The 20,266-nt window shown below is 41.3% G+C and carries 17 protein-coding genes and 1 pseudogene; all 18 read right to left on the reverse strand.

The window, feature by feature from the left end; translation table 11 throughout:
- Positions 1–18 precede the first annotated feature (18 nt).
- Positions 19–243, reverse strand: coding sequence for a hypothetical protein (locus tag PYW37_RS06795; RefSeq protein WP_025016788.1), 225 nt, complete (start codon positions 241–243; stop codon positions 19–21).
- Between the two features lie 224 nt (positions 244–467).
- Entirely contained in the window at positions 468–2,645 is a 2,178-nt protein-coding gene (locus PYW37_RS06800; protein WP_025016789.1) for a toprim domain-containing protein, read from the reverse strand.
- Positions 2,638–3,608, reverse strand: a pseudogene (locus tag PYW37_RS06805) (DNA-methyltransferase). The gene PYW37_RS06800 and the pseudogene PYW37_RS06805 overlap by 8 nt, the downstream one beginning before the upstream one ends.
- A gap of 1 nt (position 3,609) precedes the next feature.
- Complete coding sequence (locus tag PYW37_RS06810) at positions 3,610–5,418, reverse strand: VirD4-like conjugal transfer protein, CD1115 family (protein ID WP_025016790.1); 1,809 nt, start codon at positions 5,416–5,418, stop codon at positions 3,610–3,612.
- A 5-nt stretch (positions 5,419–5,423) separates the two neighbouring features.
- The gene (locus tag PYW37_RS06815) at positions 5,424–5,945 is read right to left on the reverse strand and encodes a DUF3801 domain-containing protein (protein WP_025016791.1); all 522 of its coding nucleotides are present in this window, start codon (positions 5,943–5,945) and stop codon (positions 5,424–5,426) included.
- 196 nt (positions 5,946–6,141) lie between these two features.
- Entirely contained in the window at positions 6,142–7,647 is a 1,506-nt protein-coding gene (locus PYW37_RS06820) for a UvrD-helicase domain-containing protein (protein WP_025016792.1), read from the reverse strand.
- Positions 7,638–9,356, reverse strand: a complete 1,719-nt coding sequence (locus PYW37_RS06825; protein WP_025016793.1) for an ATP-dependent nuclease — start codon at positions 9,354–9,356, stop codon at positions 7,638–7,640. Before PYW37_RS06825 ends, PYW37_RS06820 begins: the two co-directional genes overlap by 10 nt.
- A gap of 53 nt (positions 9,357–9,409) precedes the next feature.
- Positions 9,410–10,228: a Fic family protein gene (locus PYW37_RS06830; protein WP_025016794.1), complete on the reverse strand. Its 819-nt coding sequence runs from the start codon at positions 10,226–10,228 to the stop codon at positions 9,410–9,412.
- Entirely contained in the window at positions 10,218–11,216 is a 999-nt protein-coding gene (locus tag PYW37_RS06835) for a nucleotidyl transferase AbiEii/AbiGii toxin family protein (RefSeq protein ID WP_025016795.1), read from the reverse strand. The genes PYW37_RS06830 and PYW37_RS06835 overlap by 11 nt, the downstream gene beginning before the upstream one ends.
- The gene (locus PYW37_RS06840; protein WP_025016796.1) at positions 11,209–11,790 is read right to left on the reverse strand and encodes a type IV toxin-antitoxin system AbiEi family antitoxin domain-containing protein; all 582 of its coding nucleotides are present in this window, start codon (positions 11,788–11,790) and stop codon (positions 11,209–11,211) included. The genes PYW37_RS06835 and PYW37_RS06840 overlap by 8 nt, the downstream gene beginning before the upstream one ends.
- 68 nt (positions 11,791–11,858) lie before the next feature.
- On the reverse strand, positions 11,859–12,887 hold the full coding sequence (locus tag PYW37_RS06845; RefSeq protein WP_025016797.1) for a hypothetical protein: 1,029 nt from the start codon (positions 12,885–12,887) through the stop codon (positions 11,859–11,861).
- Complete coding sequence (locus PYW37_RS06850) at positions 12,874–13,173, reverse strand: hypothetical protein (RefSeq protein ID WP_025016798.1); 300 nt, start codon at positions 13,171–13,173, stop codon at positions 12,874–12,876. Before PYW37_RS06850 ends, PYW37_RS06845 begins: the two co-directional genes overlap by 14 nt.
- Positions 13,173–13,862, reverse strand: coding sequence for a hypothetical protein (locus tag PYW37_RS06855; protein WP_025016799.1), 690 nt, complete (start codon positions 13,860–13,862; stop codon positions 13,173–13,175). Before PYW37_RS06855 ends, PYW37_RS06850 begins: the two co-directional genes overlap by 1 nt.
- 17 nt (positions 13,863–13,879) lie before the next feature.
- Positions 13,880–15,766, reverse strand: coding sequence for a phage tail tip lysozyme (locus PYW37_RS06860; RefSeq protein WP_160321462.1), 1,887 nt, complete (start codon positions 15,764–15,766; stop codon positions 13,880–13,882).
- 717 nt (positions 15,767–16,483) lie between these two features.
- Positions 16,484–18,859, reverse strand: coding sequence for a VirB4-like conjugal transfer ATPase, CD1110 family (locus tag PYW37_RS06865; protein WP_025016801.1), 2,376 nt, complete (start codon positions 18,857–18,859; stop codon positions 16,484–16,486).
- Positions 18,783–19,163 (reverse strand): hypothetical protein, encoded by a 381-nt coding sequence (locus tag PYW37_RS06870; protein WP_044009666.1) that lies wholly within the window; start codon positions 19,161–19,163, stop codon positions 18,783–18,785. The genes PYW37_RS06865 and PYW37_RS06870 overlap by 77 nt, the downstream gene beginning before the upstream one ends.
- The gene (locus tag PYW37_RS06875) at positions 19,163–19,945 is read right to left on the reverse strand and encodes a hypothetical protein (RefSeq protein WP_025016802.1); all 783 of its coding nucleotides are present in this window, start codon (positions 19,943–19,945) and stop codon (positions 19,163–19,165) included. Before PYW37_RS06875 ends, PYW37_RS06870 begins: the two co-directional genes overlap by 1 nt.
- Positions 19,946–19,954: 9 nt before the next feature.
- Positions 19,955–20,182, reverse strand: coding sequence for a hypothetical protein (locus PYW37_RS06880; RefSeq protein ID WP_044009665.1), 228 nt, complete (start codon positions 20,180–20,182; stop codon positions 19,955–19,957).
- Between the last annotated feature and the right edge of the window lie 84 nt (positions 20,183–20,266).

Genomic DNA, 20,266 nt, shown 5'->3' on the forward strand with positions numbered 1-20,266 from the left:
TGCTTTACTTCATCTTTACTATTCTTGACCGAAAACCGTCAGCTTGCTTTGGCATTGAGTACAAATTCCCTCAATCATCAAGCCTTTTTCATTTAACTTTACATCACGGAAGTCCATATCCACATGCCCATAGCACGATGGGCACCAAGCACTTGATAGGATTTTCTTCTGTTGCTCTAAAGGCAACTCATTCCACCACGTTCTTGCTTTTGCGCCCTTAACATTTTGTTCTTTTTCTAGCACGATTAATCCATTCTTTTTCAGGCATTTTCTTCATCTATTTTATCAGAAAGTCCAATTTTTTACAAAAAGATTTTTTAAAAGGGAACTTTCTTGCTTGTAAACCTCCAAAAACGTGAACTATTCGCAAAATAAACTTGAGAAAACGTGAAAAATCACTATTTATACACCTCGAAAACGTGATAAATGAGCCTAATTTACTCCTTAAAAACGTGATTTTTTCTTTTTTAGACTGAAATTCCTTTAGCGACGGGTAGATTTCCTTGAGCGGCAACGGCTTTTATTTTTTCTTGTTCCGCTTCTTTAGCCTGTTGGAGTCGCGTGTCAAAGTTCTTTTTAGATTTTGAGCGTTTTTTAGCCGTCTTTGGCTTTTCAGCTTCTGTCTGTTTTTGACCTTGCGTCGCCAGTTTGACTTTCAAGTCCTCAATCATTTTTGCTTTCTCTGACAGTTCCTCAGCCAATGCTTTTCTACTTTTGACTTTTTCAGGGGGCTTTGGCATCTCCTCCAATGCAAAACGCTGCGTTAAGTTTTGACTTATGGCTTGGAGTTCTTGACTCAATTTCAAAAAAGGTGATTTCAGGGTATTGGTCACAGAAATTCTTGTGGCTTGGAGCGCCGTTCCCATTTGATTTCTTTTATTGAGAATTGCAACTTTTACTTGATCCACAAGCTCCAATAAGTGCTCATGAATCTGTGTTAAAAGCCCTTTGACTTCTGTTTGAGTTTCCTCGTTGGACATAGTCTTATTTTCCAAGACATCCTTTTTAAATTGATTGACCAGTCCCTCAATTTTTGAAAAATGCGCCGAGAGTAGAGCTTCTAGCTCTTCTTTCGTAAGGGGACTTTTGACCTCGCTAGGAACCTCCTTAATCGTTTCTACCTTTTTTGGAGACTTCCTTGCTTCAACAGGTGAAGTGGTTTGTGATGGTTGCGGCTGCTCAACGACTGGATTTGTTGTCGCTTCATTTTGAGGTTGAGGGACGGGTGGGGTTTGTGTAAAGAGATTTGTCATTTCATCGTCAAATTGCTGGGTTTCTTTAAGGAGCGTTTGAACCACTTCGTCCTGCGTTTGCTCTAAAGCAAGCAGGTCGAGCGGAGAAAAGTCCTTATCAATTAACTGCTCATAAAGGCCATCTAAGCGAGCTTGATCCTCCTTTTTGAAATTCCATTGTAACTCACGGAGGTGCTGAGCAGCCGTCGTTTGATTCGGTGTCTTTTTCTCCTCGTCCACACGAGCTTTCTGCACGAGATAAGCTTGTGCCGCTTCGGGTAGCTTTAGAAAGCTCTCCCTTTTTTTTGACTTTTCACTGGATTCATTTTTCATCGTTATCCATCCTTTCTGTCTTTTAAGTTCATCATTCCAATCATTTTTTGCTTGTCCGTCATGAAGTGGCGGGAAATCTGTCCGTGCATATTTTGGAGCATTAGGGTACTGGTCATTAAACCGTTTCACAAAGGTTTTCCCCGCTTCATCATGGTCGTAGGCAAAGGTAATCAGCTGCTCAGGTAAACCCTCAATATTCCCCGCCAAGCGGTCAAAGGTCTCTAAAAACTTCTCCTTTTCATCAAGTGTCAGCTCCTCACGACCATAAATCTCCGCAATATAATGGGAAATTACTTGGGGTTTATAACCGTCACTTGAAAGCAGTTTGACGTTTTTGAGTTCTGACTGATGAAGTTCATAATAACTCATTAAGTCAATCGGGGCTTCAAAAACAATCAGTCGCTCAGACTGACCAATATCAAGCACCATGCCTCCATAAGATCCTGAATTTTTCAAGACCCGTTTCAAATGTCCACTAGCGTGATCCTTGTGTAATTCGGGATACGCCTGAATGCCTTGTACGCTGGCTCCTACCATGTGGTTGGGCTTATCAAAATGTTTAAAGACCACAATCGGTTCATAAAAATGACGACCATCTTCTAAGGTATTACGCCACTGAGATTGAGCAATCAAGCCCTTTTCTTCAAAAAACTGAATCGTTGCTTGGGACAGTCCCCGTTCTTCACCGAGGTACTTCTCCGCAAGTTGATTTTTGGCTTGGTCTCTCAAGTAGTAATGAAAAGGTTGTGCTTTTGGAACTTTTTGAGCATCAAACGTTTGCCAGCCCGTCTGCGTCAGGTAAGCTACTGCTTCTTTGAAGTGCGCCCGACGCTCTTCAAAAGTTCGGGCATTAAAAAGAACCAAGCTGACTAAATCAATAGGTCCGCCCCACAAATTTTCTGCGAACCAATTAAAGCGATTCTTTCTGGGGTTGAGCCAGATACTTTGATGCCCCTCCCACTCATACATATTCGAACCAAGCGCTTTTAAGCCCAGTTGCTGGGCAACTTGAAAGATATTCGCCGATTGCGCTTGGTCTAAAAGTTGTTTCCGTTTTTCATGCGTTTGAATTTCAACCATCTTTACCCCCTTTCTCGTTTTTCGCACTCTTTTTCTGCTCTAGCCAAGTATTTCTTTCCCAGAAAACACCTGCCGCATAACCTTGAATGGTAGAATCTCGCTCTGCCCGCTTCAACCTCACTTCGCCCCAAGCCGTATAACGCAAACTTTGTTCAATCCCGACGTAGCGTCGCCCTAACTTTTTGGCAACGACAAGGCTTGACCCTGACCCAGAGAATGGATCAAAGACAAGATCGCCCCGATTAGAACTAGCCAGAATTAACTTTGCCAGTAATTTTTCAGGCTTTTGGGTAGGGTGTGCCGTATTTTCTGGCATTGACCAATACGGGACTGAAATATCCGACCAAAAGTTAGAGGGCATGGTATCTCTGAATTTCCCCTCTAGGGTTTCTTGCCAATCTTTAGGCTGTCCGTTTTCCTTATAGGGAGCGAGCACCTTATGGCGCATTTTGACTTTGGCTAGATTAAAGGTATAGTCCTTGGTATTGGTTAAAAACCAAACATCCTCCATGCCATTTTTCCAGTTAATTAAGCTTCCTCGTCCCTTCTCCCGTTGCCAAGTGATTCGGTTTTGAATCAAGAAATATTGGGCAAGGAGGGGTGCAATTTCTAAGCTTGTTTTCCAGTCCGCAAAAACATAGATCGTCGCATTTTCTTTGAGCAATGGTTTTAGCCGTTCAATCCAAGCCACTGTATAGGCTTGGTAATCAGCAGCGCTCATCTTCTTGAAAGGCTTGTCCTCATAAGTTTTATCCAAATTATAGGGCGGGTCCACAATGGCTAAATCCACAAATTGCTTAGGAAGACGGTTCATTAGCTCAAACGACTCGCCACAAATGGAATGATTGACGATGGTTTCAAGTTCTTCTAAAGTATCGTCTTTTGATAATATACTAGTTGTGCTTTAGGAATATCTTTAAGCCGCCAATCAAGCGTTTTGTTTTTAGGAGATTTTGGTTTCATCTTAGGCGGCCTCCTCGTGGGTAATAACTCCATGGTCAATGATTTGTGTGGCCTGATCCAAAAATTCTTCCTCCTCGTCCATATAGCGTTTATAGTAATACCAATTTGGGTCTTGGGGATTTTGAGCCAACAATGCGGCATTCGGGTGGTCACCCACCGTGTATTTTTTGTCCTTAAAGACATACTGTCCTGAGATGAAAAGCAAAGCCGAATTGTTATTCAAGCGTCCAATTTCATCAGGTGTAAAGAGATCACGCGCTTGCTTTTGATAACTCGTTGAGCCACCACCTCGTCCATGATTTTGCGTTCGATTGCGAATGGAAATGGTCTGCTTCCCTGCACGTTGGGAGAGATAGGCTGTAGTTTCTTTCTCATCTCCACCCAAAAAGAGCAGGCTGTCACAACTATTGAGCAAGGTTTCCCACCCATTTTTATACATGGCTTTGAGCTGTGCTAAGGCTTGTAAGATAATCACAATCGACATTTCTCGACTTCTAAAGGTTGCCAAAGCTTTATCAATATTTGGTATCCGCCCAATGTTCGCAAACTCATCTAAGATGAAGCGCACATGCAATAGCGATTTACCCTCTGGTAGGGTTCTGATTCCCTGCATGACTTCATCTGCCTTTTTACGCAAGCGCTCCATGACGGTTGATAAGAACATAGCCGCAATGAAGTTATAGCTGTCGTCTGTTTCTGGAATAGCCAAAAAGACTGCCGTCTTTTCTTCATTCCATGAATCAATATCCATCGTGTCTTCCGCAATCAGATTGACGACTTTCTCATGGTCAAAGACAGAAAAGCGGGTCGCCGCAATCGCTAGAGCGCTTGACCGTGTTTCTGCTTTGAAAAGGTCATTAAAGAGTGTCCATTGCTTATAGGCATAATTATTCGGGTGGCGAGCGTTTTGTTCTTCCATCCACTCCTCCACCACACTTGGAACTTTTGCTTCTTTGCGCTCAATATGACGAAAAAGTTCTGAGACCATGCCAAGGTCTGGCGTATAATCGTTATCTTGACCATCAATCCACAAAAAGGTAATCATGGCACGGGCAAGTAAGCCCTCGGCACGTTGCCAAAAGTCTTCGCTTTGATTATCCCCTTTTTTCGTGGCCTCTGAAATCGCCCCAAAGATTCGATCCACGTCCATTTCATCTTCTAAATAATGGAAAATATTAAAACGGTCGCTGTTCAAGAAAGTGACTAAATCAAAGATTTTAACTTGGTAGCCATTTTCCACTAGCATCTTGCCACATTCTCGGATCAGTAGGCCTTTCGGGTCAGTTACGATATAGCTCCCCAGCAGTTGCATAAGATTGGGCTTGACAAAGGTATAGGTTTTCCCTGAGCCAGGGCCGCCCAACACCACGATATTTTTATTTTTTTGGTAGCGATAATCAATCGCTTGGTTAATCAGCCCCATACGTGCTTTTTGTGTGTAGATAATATTATTCTCAGGTCTTAAGTCCGCAAAATGGCTGATTTCTTCTGGACGCGCAAGCCGTGCTGAACCATGTTCTTCATTATTACGGTAAACGCCGTGGTCATTATTACGGACATAAGCAATCAGTCCCGAAAAACCGCCAATGAGGGCAAATAAAAAGCCGACCAAAGTCGGCACATAAAGAAATTGTAAGTTTTGCTCTGTTAAGAGTTCTAATAAGCCATGATCAAAGAGGCTATTGAACTGGTCTCCCAGCGTTTGCCCTGGTAAACCTGTCAAAAAATTTCCTGACCAAAAGCCCAAAATAAAAAGCACTCCCGATAAAATCAGGTAGTGCTTCAAATTCTTTTGATAGGGGCGTGTCATATCACTCATCTTAGCCCTCCCATCTTGGGTGCGACTTCCGAAGCTTTGGACTGTCGTCTCGCCACACGGGAGAGCCGCTCAATTTCTTGGGCTTTGCCCGCTTCAAGTTTTTCTTCAAAAGTTTGTACATTTGGGTTTTTAACTAGTTGACTTGCGACCTCGGCAGGGCGGGTTGTCAATTCTGACAAAATTCCCTCTAAAGCCTTTTTAGCTAAGGCTTCGTCTTTCACTTTGAAAAAGATATTCGTGCCCTGCTCGACTTTCTTAAATGCAAACGGGAGACCTTGTTCTTCAAAATAATGTTTGACTTTTTTCAAATCCACCTCTTGCCGTAGAAATTGTGAGGTTACAGGGTCTGTCGCATTCAGCAAACGATGCAGTTTATTTTGTCCCGTCGTCGGGGTGTCTTGTCGCTCTAGCCACGTATGAAGGCCATCACTGGACAAATTCTCTAGGATTTTGAGAAGGGTGCGTAGCGTATTGGTTCCATTGACGACAAATTTGTCAATGACTTGTTCTTGATCCATGTTCCTCCTTTTCTACAAAAAAAATCAACCTCTTTTAAGATTGATTTCCTGATTAATTATTTTTTCAATGCTCTTTTGAATCTTTCAAAATATCAAGCCAAAGTCCTAAGATTTTTTCTCATTAGTCTAATTTCTATGATTTCACGTACAGTAAAATTTAAAAAGGTCCTAACAAAGAATTAATTCGATTTCTCTGCTAATAGATAGTAACCAATTTATCCAATGTCAATCCACTTGCTCCTAACCTTTTAGCAATATTTTGATAGAACAGCCTTGTTCCATAGTTTTCTTTGATACTAATAAAAATTAGTTTGCTTTTTGCCCTTGTAGTTGCCACATAATGGTTATAGAAACTTACCTCATCTCGCAAATTATAATCCTCAACAAACAGGATAACTTGATCAAATTGCAACCCTTTTGAAGAATGAAATGTCATCGCCCTATGGTTGATGTTATCTGATTTGAACGCTTCAATATATCTGTCTGTAGAAATAGTTTCATAAAGAGCTGATAAATCTTTAGGCTGAGCTTCATATCCTAGAAATGTAGCAAGCTCTGAAACTTTTTCCTTAAATTGATTTTCATCAACAACGTTTGTCTTTAACCCCTGTAGGAATCTCTCCAACTTGCTTTTAATCTTCGAGTCTTCCTCCGTCCCTGAAGGGATATCATAGATAAAATCAAAAACCGAATAGGTATCAACTAGTAAATATTGTGCTATTGCATAATAGAGCCATCCTGCATCATTTGAAATATCTTCAATTGGAGCTTTGGGAATAAATTTGAAATCCATATCATTCGCACACAAAATATCAGCAGCACTTTTCGCATTTGAATTAGAAAATCTCAACAAAGCAGAAGATTTGTCTGCATCCCAAAAACATTTGATTTTTTCAATCCAATCTTGTTCCGTACAATTTAACAAAATAATATTCTCTATGCTGGTTTGTTGATCATAGAGACTGGAAGTCTCTTCAAAAAGCAGATTTGAGTAGTTTTGAATCTGTTTATTTGAACGGAAGTTATCAACCATAAAAAATTTTTCGAAATTTCTTTTGCCAATAATACTCTTGAATGCTTCAGGATTAGCACCTCTCCATGTATATAAGGATTGCTTGTCATCACCAACAATAAATAAGTCAATGGTCAATGAATCTGTCAAATACATAAAAAATTCATTCATTGCTGTATCACAATCCTGATATTCGTCAACATAAATTTTGAAATATTTAGCTTGCAGGTACAGTCGTGCTACTTCTGACTTTCTAAGTATTTTTAGAGCTAGTTCGAAAATAAAATTCTTATTATTATCCTCATAGCTTCCTAAAGTGCAGTTTTCAGAAATGAAATTCAACCCTTCTTCGTAATTATCAAATTTTAGACTATAGTCAGTCGTCATCTCACAATCAAATTGTACACCGTAGGCATCTTTCATAAACGGTTTGATAACTTCTTCGATTGCAAAACTATTATTAGTACCAATAAAATATCCTGTAATATCTACAGATAGTCTTTCTTTTATTTCTCGCGCGGCTTTAATTGTAAAAGTGATTGCTGCAATAACACGATGATCCTTATTCTCGTCTATTTCTTTCGCAATTTTTGCGACCATTGTATGCGTTTTCCCAGTGCCTGCACTTGCTCTAACAATCAAGTTGCCTGCTGTGTCAACAATTTTTTTCTGAGTATCTGTTAATTCCATTCTACCAAATCCTTTAGACAAGCAAAATTATAATGTTCATATACTTCTCTACAATCTTCATCAGTTAATTTCTCAATAAGCTCAACCATGTGATTATTTTTAGCTGCTTGAAGATAAGTAACTGGATCTTTTACCTCAAAATATTCAACAAGATTATCGTGGAGAACTTCATCTAGGTCATTTTCTAAATCAACTTTTGATAAATAAACATGATAGTATTCTCTTATCCGATTCAGTGTTGGAAGATTCTGTTCAAGTTCATAAAGCTGTTTTCGATATCCGATAGAATTTTTTGTAAATTCCTCCTTACTTTCATGAAAATCTCTCATTGGCCAGTCTGTCACAAGTGTTCCATTAGTCACCCCATTGATTCTGGAAAATCCCAGAGCATAGCACCCTTTATTTTCCCGCCATTGAATATCATTATCCGTTTTAATAACGTAATGAATTCCTAAATCTTTCAAAATAGGTTGGTAGTTCTTGAATCCTATGCCATTAACTGAAAGAATATACATTCCGTTAACTTCATAATATGGTTTAATCACTGAAAGAACTTTATCAAATAAAAGCTGCTCAGACGGTCCTTCTACTAACAAAACCTTATTCGCAAAAATTGCCTCCGCAAGCAAGCGGTTAAGCATTTTCTTATTATCTTGAAAGTCAGAAGGTACATTATAAAAAGCGCTCTTACTTGTCACTCTCCTCTCAGCAAAAATTCGCACCAAAGTGACTTTGTTCATTTCATACAAAATATAAGGAGAATGGGTAGAAACAAATAAATATGGATAGCTCTCTGAATTACCAAATAGAATCTGAGAAAGCTCTATCTGCAAAGATTTATGAAGATTGTTTTCAGGCTCCTCTACTAGAAATAAATTTATTCTTTTATCTGCTTCTTGCTCCGCTAAAAGTGTAAATAAAGAGTACACAACCAGCTTTTTTCTACCCTCCCCTGCCGTTGGATAAATGTTATCATCGCCTTTTTTCTTCATGTAAGGGACAATATTAGAATAGAGTCCCTTCACTGCAATTTCAGATTTAATTGAAATTGAGATGTTTTCATCATTGAATTTTTGGTATGCAGGAGTTATCCTCGACTCAAAATCCGAAACTCCTGAAAGGCTTGAAATCTTTTCGTTCAGTTCACTAACAATAGATTTTATAGAATCATTGATAACCTTGTCGTCCTCTGTATCACTTTGGATAAACTTCTTGATATTCCGTTTAAAAAGAACATCCATATCAACATAAGAATCTATATAAAAGACATTAAATACGTCATCAATATCAAAACGGGTCCCTCTAGGTTTGATTTCCTGAAGATTTTCTTTATCTCCACCCCAAAATAATTCAGCAACTCCAACCATTTCAGAGTTATCATATTTCGAAATTAATCGTATGTATATTAAGTCTTGCCCTGATAAAATTGCCCCTCTAAGCCTCGCACGCAGTTTAGAGCTGTCCTCATTGTTATCACTAATATCAACGGTAACCAAAATTTCAATTGGTATTTCCGTTTTCTTCTCAAAATAGTCTGAGTCCATAAAATCATTTCTACGAATATCTCTATCAAAAACAAATCGTAAAGCTGTCAGAAGATTTGTTTTTCCGACATCATTAAGCCCGAAAAATACATTCTTATTTGATAGGTCAATGCTTATATCTTCAAAACTTCTGAAGTTTTTAACCTGTAGCGACTTAAATTCCATAATCTATTTTATCCTTAAATTTTTATCCTTAAATTCCGAATTGTTTTTGAAAATCAAACTAACTTTTGAAAGGAGCAATCAACAAGCTCATGCATACCGCCAAACAATAAGTTATCTGTGAACCATTTGAGGTATTGATCCGTGCGATAGCGAGAAGTTGTAGCCGCATTGGCTAGGACAAGGGCATCTCTGAAGAACTTAGAATTTTTCTTGAACGGTTCATTATTCACTTCAAAGCCCATGTGGCGCAAATACTTGATTAAAAAGACGGCAGACGTTCTGGTATTCCCCTCACGAAAAGGGTGCGTTTGCCAAATCCCAGAAACAAATTTCATCACTTGATCCGCAATCTCGTGTCTTGTCATCGTAGAATAATCCCGATTTTTCTCCATTTCAAAATCGTAAGCAAGATTATCCGCAATCATAGCAGCACTGGCATATTCAACACTTTTGCCATTCAAGACAGGCTCTGTTTTGGTAATGTTTTCTGTTCGATAACGTCCGACAGGGTAGCGGAAGCTCTCAATGCCTTGAAATAGGCGTTTGTGATAGTTGAGTAAAGTCACGGGACTTAGGCTAAAACCTTCTTCTGCTAAAATCTGGGAAATCCGAAGAGACGAAATATCAGCTTCTTCATAGCGTTTGTCATCTTCTGTTTGGTTCTCCGCATAATAACTTTTGACATTTTGCTCAACTTCCTGATAGCTGGCTTTCCCGTCAATGTGGGCTTGGGCTTGTTGCACCATGTACTCCGACGGCTCTAAACCATCTGTTTTTTGAAGGCCAAAAGCTGTTTCCCAAAGGTCTAACTTATAACGGCTGCTATATTCGGTCTTTTCAACCTGATAAGGACGTTCTTCATCAAAGGCCATTTTTTACCCCCTTTTGTGTTTTTTCACTTTCTCCATTTTGAACCTTGGAATTTTTGACTGCATTATCTTGTGCCTCTTCCGCTTTTTCAAGACGCTCATAAAATTTCTTTTTATGAGGTTGAACTTCCAAAAGTTTGGAAGTAAAGGCTTTGACTGAGGCCATAACCTCTGAAAAGGAAATAGCTTTTGCAAAATCATGCTCCTCTTGATAACGCCGCCAATGATATTGCTGCAAATCTGACTGCTCTAAGAAGTCGAGAATTTTCAAGTATTCCTCTGGCTTAATCTCCCGACTTCTTTGTTTTAGTGTTTTTTGGAGCGCCGCAAGAATGGTTGGATAATCAATCTTTGGGTTCAGCTTGGTCAAGAAATAAATATCATAGAGGTCTTTGGCTCTCGAATTTGTATCATCATAACCCTCAGCTTTTTCCCCCTTACCAAAAGAAATCGTCGCTTGAATTTTATCGGTCAAGATCTGCTCAAAAGAATAGGTATTCAGGATAATCGCCCCTTCCTCAAACATCAAAGGAACCAAGGTGTCTTTATTAGGGGGCAATAAAATCTCGCCTGATGTTAAATCCAGATCAAGTGGATAGCGAGATTTGCCATTGATAAAGTTGATTCTAATATTAAATCCGCTAAAGCCATCCATATCCTGACGTGTGGGTCTAATCGAAATCCTCTCAAAATAGTGATGTCCCAATTCATCAGGACTTTCAAGAGTTGCCACGAATTTTTCCGCTTGTTCTCTTGTCCATGCTAGATTTTGAATGGTCGCGTCTAAATCTTTGGTGCTCCGATGTTCCAAGCCATAAGTTGCGGTTAGTAAATATCCCCCTTTTAGAATGAATTTGTCTCGGTAATCTGAGGCACTAATCTTTTTAAGAAGTTGCTCTAATCCAAACAGCTTAGAAACGTTCTTTAACGGAGCTTTGGTTTCTGTCGCTTTTTGCTTAATGAGGTTATTCATTTTTTGTTGGCTAAGCATACCTTACCTCCATTTGTTTGACCTGATTTTCAATTCCGAAGAATTTTGCATAATCATAGAGCCTTTCCAAATCTTCAGGAGCACTAAAGTAATCATACAAAGCCTCTTTTTCCTCATAAGTTGGAGGAGTTGTTTTTCTTAAAATATCTACGATAATACGCTCTTTATTATAGGTTTTCACAGGATTCCCCTCTGGCGTCCTAACCGTTTCAACACCCAACAGATACTCGTCTTTTGGCGCAATTTTTGCCAGAATGTCTGTCTGATTGAAATTTTTATTGTAGCCTTGAGGGAAAGTGATGTAGAAGTAAGAGGATAGGACGGTACTCAAATTTTGCAATTCAAAAGCAGAGAGGCTTGAAAAAATCCCCTTGGTATAAATAGATTGCAAGCTAAAATACTCATCTTCTAAGGCATCAGGTAAGACATAAACACCACGCCGAGGACGTTCAATATCCCCACGGTCAAATGCTTTTCTAAGCGTATCTTTATCAATGCCGTGCGCTTGTGCCACTTTGACAGGCAAAGTGCCATTGTATTGTTCAAAAACTTGCATGACTTTATCACTTAACATGGTCTTTCCCTCCTTATCCTCTATTATACCACATTTTCGTATAAAAGCGGAATTGTCACTTTTATCTTTCAAGTCTTCCCCTCTAATCCGATGACCCTAAGCAATGTGGAAAGCACTTGTTCAGATAAGGCTTGCGCTTTTTCACGCTGTTCCTCTAAGCGTTTTTGACTTTCCTCAAAAATCAGAAGTTCATATTTTTCTTTCAGCTCTTGCTCTGTGGTAAGACGGTTTTTTTGAGCTTCTAGCTTAGCCGCCCGCTCTTTCTCGTCAAATTCTTGTTTGACAATTTTTAGTTCAGCCGCCTTGGTCGCTTCAATTTTGGCTCTCTCTTTTTCCAGTTCTTGCTGGTAGAGAACTTGAAAACTCTCCTCAACTTGTTTGGTAATCTCGGTCTTGTCTAGCAAGCCCAGAGACTTTAAGACGGACTCAGGAAGAGGTTCTCTATCCAGTATTGGTAACAGTTCCTCTACCTCTGTATTGAGTGACTTTTTTGAAGCAGATAAAATTTTGGGGAGTGGGGCAGACTTTGGAGACTCAACAATTGCTGGCTCATCTTCTGGTTCTTTTTTACTTTCAGCTTGTTTGAGTTGTTGCTTCAAAGCCTCAATTTCAGCTTTTTGCGACTTGACCTGCAGGGAAAGCCGTTCATTTTCTTCATCTTCGCTTTCTTCTGTCTCTTCATCCATGACGGATAAATCAGGCGCTGGCGCATAATCCTTGACATCAGGAACTTCTTGTTCACCTGCTTTAGGACGGTCAAAGGTCATCACTTTAGGAAAACTTTTTTCTTTTTCTAAGCGGTCTTTTTCTTTAACGGGTTGTGCGGCATAGAAAAATTCTAACCAGTCGTCATAGTCCTCTTCCTCCGCAATCAAAACAGGAAGTTGAAGAGCGGCGGAATAAATTTCCTGCTCGCTTTTTGCTGTGGTTTTGTATTTTGTCAAAGTGACTGAGCCATTCACTTTTAATTCCTGCAAGCGCAGATTTTCCGCAATCACCCAGTTGATGAGTTCATAAGCATCTGACACCTCTGTTACTCTAAAATTGATACACTCCGTCATCTCATAGCGAAAAGCAGTCTTTTTAAATGGATTCATGACTTTCCTCCTCTGGATGTGCTACTGGAAGCAGCGGTTTTTCCCGTTTGCTTGGACTTTTGGCTTGTTCTACCATTTGCGGCATTTGTTTTAAGAACTCCGACATGGTCAACTGATGAGAAACCAAGATTTCCGCGATGACATTGGAGTTAGTCGCTTCTAATTCTTCTTTTTTACGTGTTATTCTTTCTTCAAGGTCTTTTTGCTTTTGTTCTAAGTCTGCCAGTTCTTTTTCTTGGCGAAGTCGCCGATTTTCTAAATCACTAAGTTTGGTTTGTCTTACCATTACTGATTTCCTCCTTTTTCTGTTGCACTTGATGATGTCACACCACTTCCTGTAATTTCTACCTTGTCATTCGGCTTAGTGCCTAGCGTATTGGAGGAGGAACTAGCAGTCGTACTTTCTGGATAGGCGTTTTGATTTTCTGCGTCTAAGGGTTCTGAAAAAGCTACATTTTGAATATTATTGACAAGGAGCTTTTTTCCTTGTTTGGTGTAACTCAATAGAATCGTATCCGTGTTTTCTTGGTCTTTCAATTCGCCGACGCTTGATTGAAGACTGGAGCGCTGGGTATTGGTGTAATGCACCACACAAAGCGCCGTCAAATCTGTTTCATCTAGGTAAATCGTGGCTTTTTGATAGACCTGATTGATAATATAGCCTTTATAAGCCTGATTGACAGGCTGATTTTCTGTCGCGACGGCCTCACGGTACATTTCATCAGTCATCAGATTTTTATAACGATTCCGATTTTCCGATAATTCTTTTTTCGTGTAGTATTCAGTCAGAAAATGCGTGACATTGTTCGTTGAAAGGCTAGATGTGGAAATAACCTTCGCGGGAACCTGCTTTTGAGACACTTTGGCAGGTTTTCCGAGTCGCAGCCCCACCAATAAACCTGTTAACAAAAGCAAGACCACCGCTGCAGCAATGCCTAGCCGTTTGACCAGTTGTAATTTTTGTTCGTTAATCAATTTTTACCTCTATTTCCTTATTTTGTGGGGTCAATAAATGTAATCCCAGCGTTTGATGAAATCACGCGATAGCTAATCTTGCCAGAGCCAGGGTCAACCACATTCATCTCACTCACGAGAAAGCTTCCGTCTGGATTGACGACCTCCACAAAAGCAACGTGCCCATAAATGGACGAACTCCCATCTGTCCCTGGACTAAAGGAGGCCATATCGCCTACTTTTGGCGTGGAAGACGTCGCATAACCCGCTGCTTTAGCGCTAATTCCCCATTGACCACCATTGCCAAGATTTGCTGGAATGTGATTTCCTAACTGGTATTCTCGGTTATAGACATACCATGTACAGTTATTGAGGGCATAATTATTGCCTGGATAGCCCGTTACATCCTGTTCATTTGGGGCTGGTTCAGTCAGTTTACCTGCATATTCTGGTGGAACAGACACGTCCGACTTTCCTGAGCTCCCACTTGACGCACGTGTGAAGTAGGCCTGCCAATTTTGAGCGGCTTGGATACGTTCTGAAATTTTATCCCCAGGATTTCCCTCCCAATAGGTCAAGAAATAATTGGTTAGGGTGGGCAAGTCTTTACCTACTTTTCCTTGCAGGGTATTATTCAAAGCAGTAATCGCACCGGGCGAATCCCCTGTGGTCGCAAACTGGATTTGTAAGCTGCCGTCATACCACGGTTTCTTTTGGGCTTTGGCAAAGGCTTGGAGCGCAATGTCGCGTTCGTTCGTCCACTGCCCTAAGCCAATGCCTGCCTCTTTAATGGCGGGGTATCTAGCAGCATAAGCCGCATCCATCTTTTCAATCGCAAAACCTGCCGCTTGTGCTGCCTGTTTTTTCGGTCCCATTTTAAAAGGTTCGTCGTAAATGGTTTCAACCGCCGTCGGGTCAAGATTTCCCTCTACTTGATAATTTCCAAGCACCGCACAAATTCCGTTCAAAGTTCTACCGTGTGCCATGGCATAATTGTAAATGGCTTGGGCAGAGGCTAACTGACTACTGTCAGGGTTGTAATCATTCGCCGCAAGCTGTGTCATTTGCGTATAAGTGACTTTTGGAAAATAAAAAGCAGGATTGACCCGCTTCCAACTTTTCGTTTCGTCATCGTATTTTTGAAGGGTAATTTCAAGGGTACTGGCTAAACTTTTTCCAATCAAAGCGCTAGAAGTGATATTTTGACCATTGGTGAGTCGGCTCGTATCTATCTTTTGGAGGCTGACTTTTTCTTCTTGGTTGGTATTTTCAATCGTGACTTGCTGGTTGGAATTGACCGTTACTTTACCTGAGAGTGGCGCGACAATCGGTTGATTTTCAGAAGTTGTGACCTCAATGCTTTGGTGGAGGTCAGCGCCCTCATAGCCAAAGCGCCGATTGATGATGAGATTATCTGTCGCATAAGGAAAAGCCAGTTGACCGTCAAGCACCTGATAACCCATTTCTCGAATCATTTCATTCATGGTGGAGTTATCGTCTGAACTGAGCGCATAAGTCCCCTTTTTCTCTAAGTCGTCCATTGTCGTTACTTCATAATTCGGTGCTTTCCCATTAAGGGCTGTCCATAAATCTGAAAGGTAGGTTTTTGCGGGTTGTCCATTAGACAGCACCCCATTGACCTCATAATCGTCAAACTTCTCATTCATATAAAACATCACGCCATCAAAATTCGTGTAAAACTGATTGCCGTCTTTGGAATGGTCGGCATCTAGTTTTGTCATCTCCACCCATGCGTCCGTGAGTTCAAAGTCGTTTTGCTTGATTGAGGGATTGGGAACATCTGCGGCTGCCGCTACAATCATCAGAACCAGAAACAAAATCAGACTTGCCAGCCAGACGACAGGATTGTGCGCTAAGCCTTTGAGGGCTTCTTTAGGCGAAATCTTCCCGCGAAGCAGGTTCATCACAAGGGACGTTGATTCCTTTGCTTGTTTGGCTTCTTTTCTCAATTTCTTTTGTTGGATAAAGCGTTGATAGCGGCGCTTTAGCTGCTTATGGAGTTTTAAGTCATCAGGTGTTCGGGTAAAGCCTTTGCCTTGAACCCAATTGAACGTTCGATTCGTCAGCCCATACGTCCGTTTAGTCAGTCCCAAGGCGACACGTCCCCCAGATTTGGTTAACTCGATGTGCTGCTTTGTAAGGCTAACCTGCCGCATGGTCTTTTGGACTTTTTCCACCCCATCAGAAACCGTCTCATCACTTTCTAAGACACTCGCAGGTGAGCTCATGAGATTTTCTTTCACCGCTGCTTGACCATTGAGTTTAAGCTGCGTCGGGAGATAAGACGGGTCTTGCTTTTGCATTTTTTTGAGTAAGAGTTTTCTTGCCGCAAGCTCTCGCTTGGCTTCACTCACTTCTTCTTGGGCGGCCTGCGAGATTTCATTTCCCTTTTGAGAGTGGAGCGCGACCACACTCTGGTTTTCCTTCAACGTCAGCTTTTGAGCGCTTTTACGTTTGAGGCGCAACATCTTCCGTGCAAGATGAACATTTTTTGAGGCCGTAAGACGCATTTGACGGGGTTTTTGCTTGACCGTTTCTTTAAGGAGTTCATTCGCTCGCTGTTTGACTTGAATGGATTTTTTTAGCTGGTGCTTTTGTTTCTCGTCCATTATTCCTCCCACCTAGGCGGCATTCGCGTCTGTGTTCATCAATTCAAAGAGCGCCGTATCTTTTGGAATCGGATTTTCAAAGGGTACAATCGTGCCGCCCGCATAAATCAAACCTGTTCCTTGCGGCGCGGTTTCTTGGACATATTTAACCAGTTGTGGACTTAAGGTCATGACCTCCCGCAAGCGATTGATGTCATCAATCTTTTGGCGGAGCAAGACAATAAACTCACTGTTGGTAATCATGGCGCGCCCTGCTTCGGAGTTTAAGAGCGTCCCAATCTTTTGCGTAATGCCATTTGTGACCGTACCATATTTACGGACACGCGACCAAAGGCCTGAGAACCATTGCGCGGTGGCCTCGTCATTAAACATCAGCTGCAATTCATCAAAGTACAAGTGCGTCGTGACTTTGCCTTGACCTGAAACGACCTGTTTCCAAATCTGGTCTAAAATAACTTTCATGGCAAACGGTTTGAGTCGTGGGTCTAGTTGCTTGATATTAAAGACGACAAAGCGGGCGTTCAAGTCAATATTGGTTTTATGCGCAAAAATATCCTGTGAGCCAATCGTAAAGCGTTCAATTTTTGTCGCAAAGTGCTGAGCCAATTCCTCGGGTTGTTCCAAAAGGACTTTATGCCACTCGACCAGCGTTGGCTCTTGATAGCGGTCATAGGTCAAACGCGTCACGCGATCGACCATGGTTTCTTCCGCATCACTAAAGGATTTTAAGAGGCTGTCAAACAGACTACACAGGAGATTGGTTTTCTCTTTAATCAAGTCCACATTACGGTCTTCATCTTTTAAAAGGTTCTTATCCACCAAATCTAGGATATTTAAGTGGTGCGGGGTGCCTGTAGAAATATCCAAAATCTCTGCGCCGAAACGCTTGGCAATTTTGAGGTATTCACTTTCAGGGTCCACAATAATCAAACGGTGCTTGCGCCATTTTAACAAGACATTGAGCATTTCCCATTTGACCGTCATGCCTTTTCCTGAACCTGATGAACCAAGATAGAGACCACTTGGCGTAATCAAATCTTTGAGGCGGTTGACACTAATCATGTTATGGGTCAGTTGGTTACGTCCATAGAAAAGGCCATCACGACTTAGGAGATTGATATTTGACCACGGAATTTGTGTCGCCACATTCAAAGAAGTCATATCCCGCATGTAGTTCATCTCCACATCCAGATAAGGTTTACCAATCGGAAGAATGGTATTCAAGGCTTCTTCGTTATACTGCTCCACCGCTTCAAATTCCACATCATAAGTCTGCCCAATTCCTAGAATGGTTTCCGTGTTTTTATCCAGTTCTTCTTTGGTGTCCGCTGCCTGATAGACCGCAAAAATGCCTGAAAAGAGCTTTTGACCTTCTTCTTTGAAGGCATTCAACTGTCCCTCAGCCGCATACTGAATCTCACTTTCTTCACCAGAAATGTCATCATCTGAGAACCCGCGTTTGAAGTTTTTCCGTTGTTGTTTGCGAATCTCGGAACGGTTGAGGGTCTTTTTGGTGTTAATGTCTTTTCTCGCTTTGACCATATCGTAGGTTTGCGCATGCAGGCTAATGTCTAACTCCATGCCTGCTCCACAAAGCTCTTTAATCAGCTTGTCCTCTAAGTATTTTGGAAATTCGCGGACGTAGAAGACACGGGCGTAGCGTTTACCTACCCGAAAGAAATCTGCGCCATTGGGGAATTTCAAATGGCTTGGGACAATAAAAGCCTTGCTGGGGAGGTTTGAGAGGGCGATGTCTTGATAGCTGGCGGTAAAAGGATGATTGGGTCTCAACAGGTCATTCATGACCTCTAAGCGATCAATTCCCGTCAGTGGCTGACTTGTGAGCTTCACGTCTTTTGCGTCAAAGCGATTGATGAAATTGGTGTTTAATTTATCCAGTTCGTGGTTGGCGATGGCAAGCGTTCTTGCCTTGGTGGTAAAAATCGCATATTTTGTCGCTGTAAAATTCTTCGGGTCTGTTTTTTGTTGGCTTTGAATGACCGTATTCATCTCTAAACGTAAACTGTCATTTTCATCGCCTTGATAGTCCTGCAAAACGTGTTCTAAGCTGCTTGCCTTGACCCTGCGGTTCGTAATATAGAGCTGATAGCGAGAGTTTTGATTGAGCGTATTGAGAGCTTCCACATAAGAAATCACGGTATTATCTTGCGTCCCGCCATCAGAGATTTCATAATTTAATTCGCCCAAGCGATACATCTTTGAGCTTTCTTGTCCCACAATGTGCATGAGTCCATTTTCAAATTGACTGGTGTATTTGATACGGTGCATGCTGTTTGGATTGGCTTTTTTCTTAGAACGTGCGGTTCGTCGCTTCGCTAAGGAGGAAGTCTCCTGTTTCGCGAATGGTGCTTTTTTCAATAAATTCATTGGCCTCATACCTCCTGATCTGACCTGTGGTGTAAAAATTGTCTTCATAAACAAAAAAGAGTTCGAGCTTTCGTCTTACTTTTTTCCATTTTTCCATATAATCCAACGCTGGAATAGTTCCCAAAAGAAGTGCCGTGGGGAGTGTCACCAAATAAAAAGCCCAATCAGGAACCAAGAACGATTCCGCAAGGGCGACAAGCGTAATCCCAAAGAATTGAAACCCAATCTTGATTTTTTTGAGTGAAACCCCATGATATTTCTTTTCGATTTTCGATAAGTCTTTATAAAATTCTGATTGTGCCATTAGCCAAGTACCCCCATCAATTTATTAGCCAAGCGTTGCGAGCCGATAATGAGTAAGATGAAAATAACGGCTTTTCCGATGACGGTAAAGAATGCCCCGACATTACTTAAAAAGTCGCCACTTGCACTAACGGTCAAGAAATCACTGCTCACAATCGCGGGATAAATCCCGATAATGAGAATCAGCAAGCTCCCTTGAATCACAAGCGCCCCTAGCTGTTTGAGAAAACCCAGCGAGATACTTCTCAATTCATCATTCATAAAGAAGACGACCATAAGAGGCGCTAGACCTTTATAAAAGAAGAGGGTTAAGGCACGCAGATAAACAATAATACTCGTAATCCATGAGCCTAACCAATCGACCACTTGGGCAATCGCCATCAAGACATAAAGAAAGGGCTTCTCATACCATGCAATCGAGCCTTTGATGGTTGGAATGGTGGTTTTGAGATTTTGAGAGGGCATGACCGAATTAATCCATTCGGAAATCTGAATGCCCAGCCAAATGAGCGCATCCACAATATAGGGCGAAAGCATAATCAAAGCGTAGGCCATGAGATATCTTATGGCCAGGTTCGCAAGCAACTCCATGGTGGGCGTTCCGCCCTCTTTGATGAGTTGCTTTCTAAACTCCAACCACTCGACCATGAACAGGATCGCCAAGAGAGCAAGAGAAATGGGAATCAAGACTTTTGTGACTTTATCAATCACACCACTCACAACGGGATTATAGTCATGCAGGTTCTTAAATATCTGCTTGACCGTATCGGTTGTAACATTCATGATGTCTCCTTAAAATTGAATGAGGGAAAGGGCAGCCACAGCGGCTGCCGCAATCGCTGCGGCTCCTCCTGCGATAATGCCGCCCATTAACATACCTGAGACGCCTTTATCGACTTCTTCAGGGCGGTCATAGGACAAGCCCTTTCGCATGGTGTTAAAGTTAATCAAGATTGAGATGAGCCCCACTACTGTGATAATGGCTCCAATCGCGGTAATAATTTTCTGTACTTCTGACATTTTATTTCTCCTTTAAAATTAAAAAAGGCAGTCGAAACTACCTTAAACGGTGTGTGCTTTTATAAATGAGGACTAGCCGTCCTC

It is taken from the genome of Lactococcus lactis (genome assembly GCF_029023865.1).
GTDB classification, from domain to species: Bacteria; Bacillota; Bacilli; order Lactobacillales; family Streptococcaceae; genus Lactococcus; species Lactococcus lactis.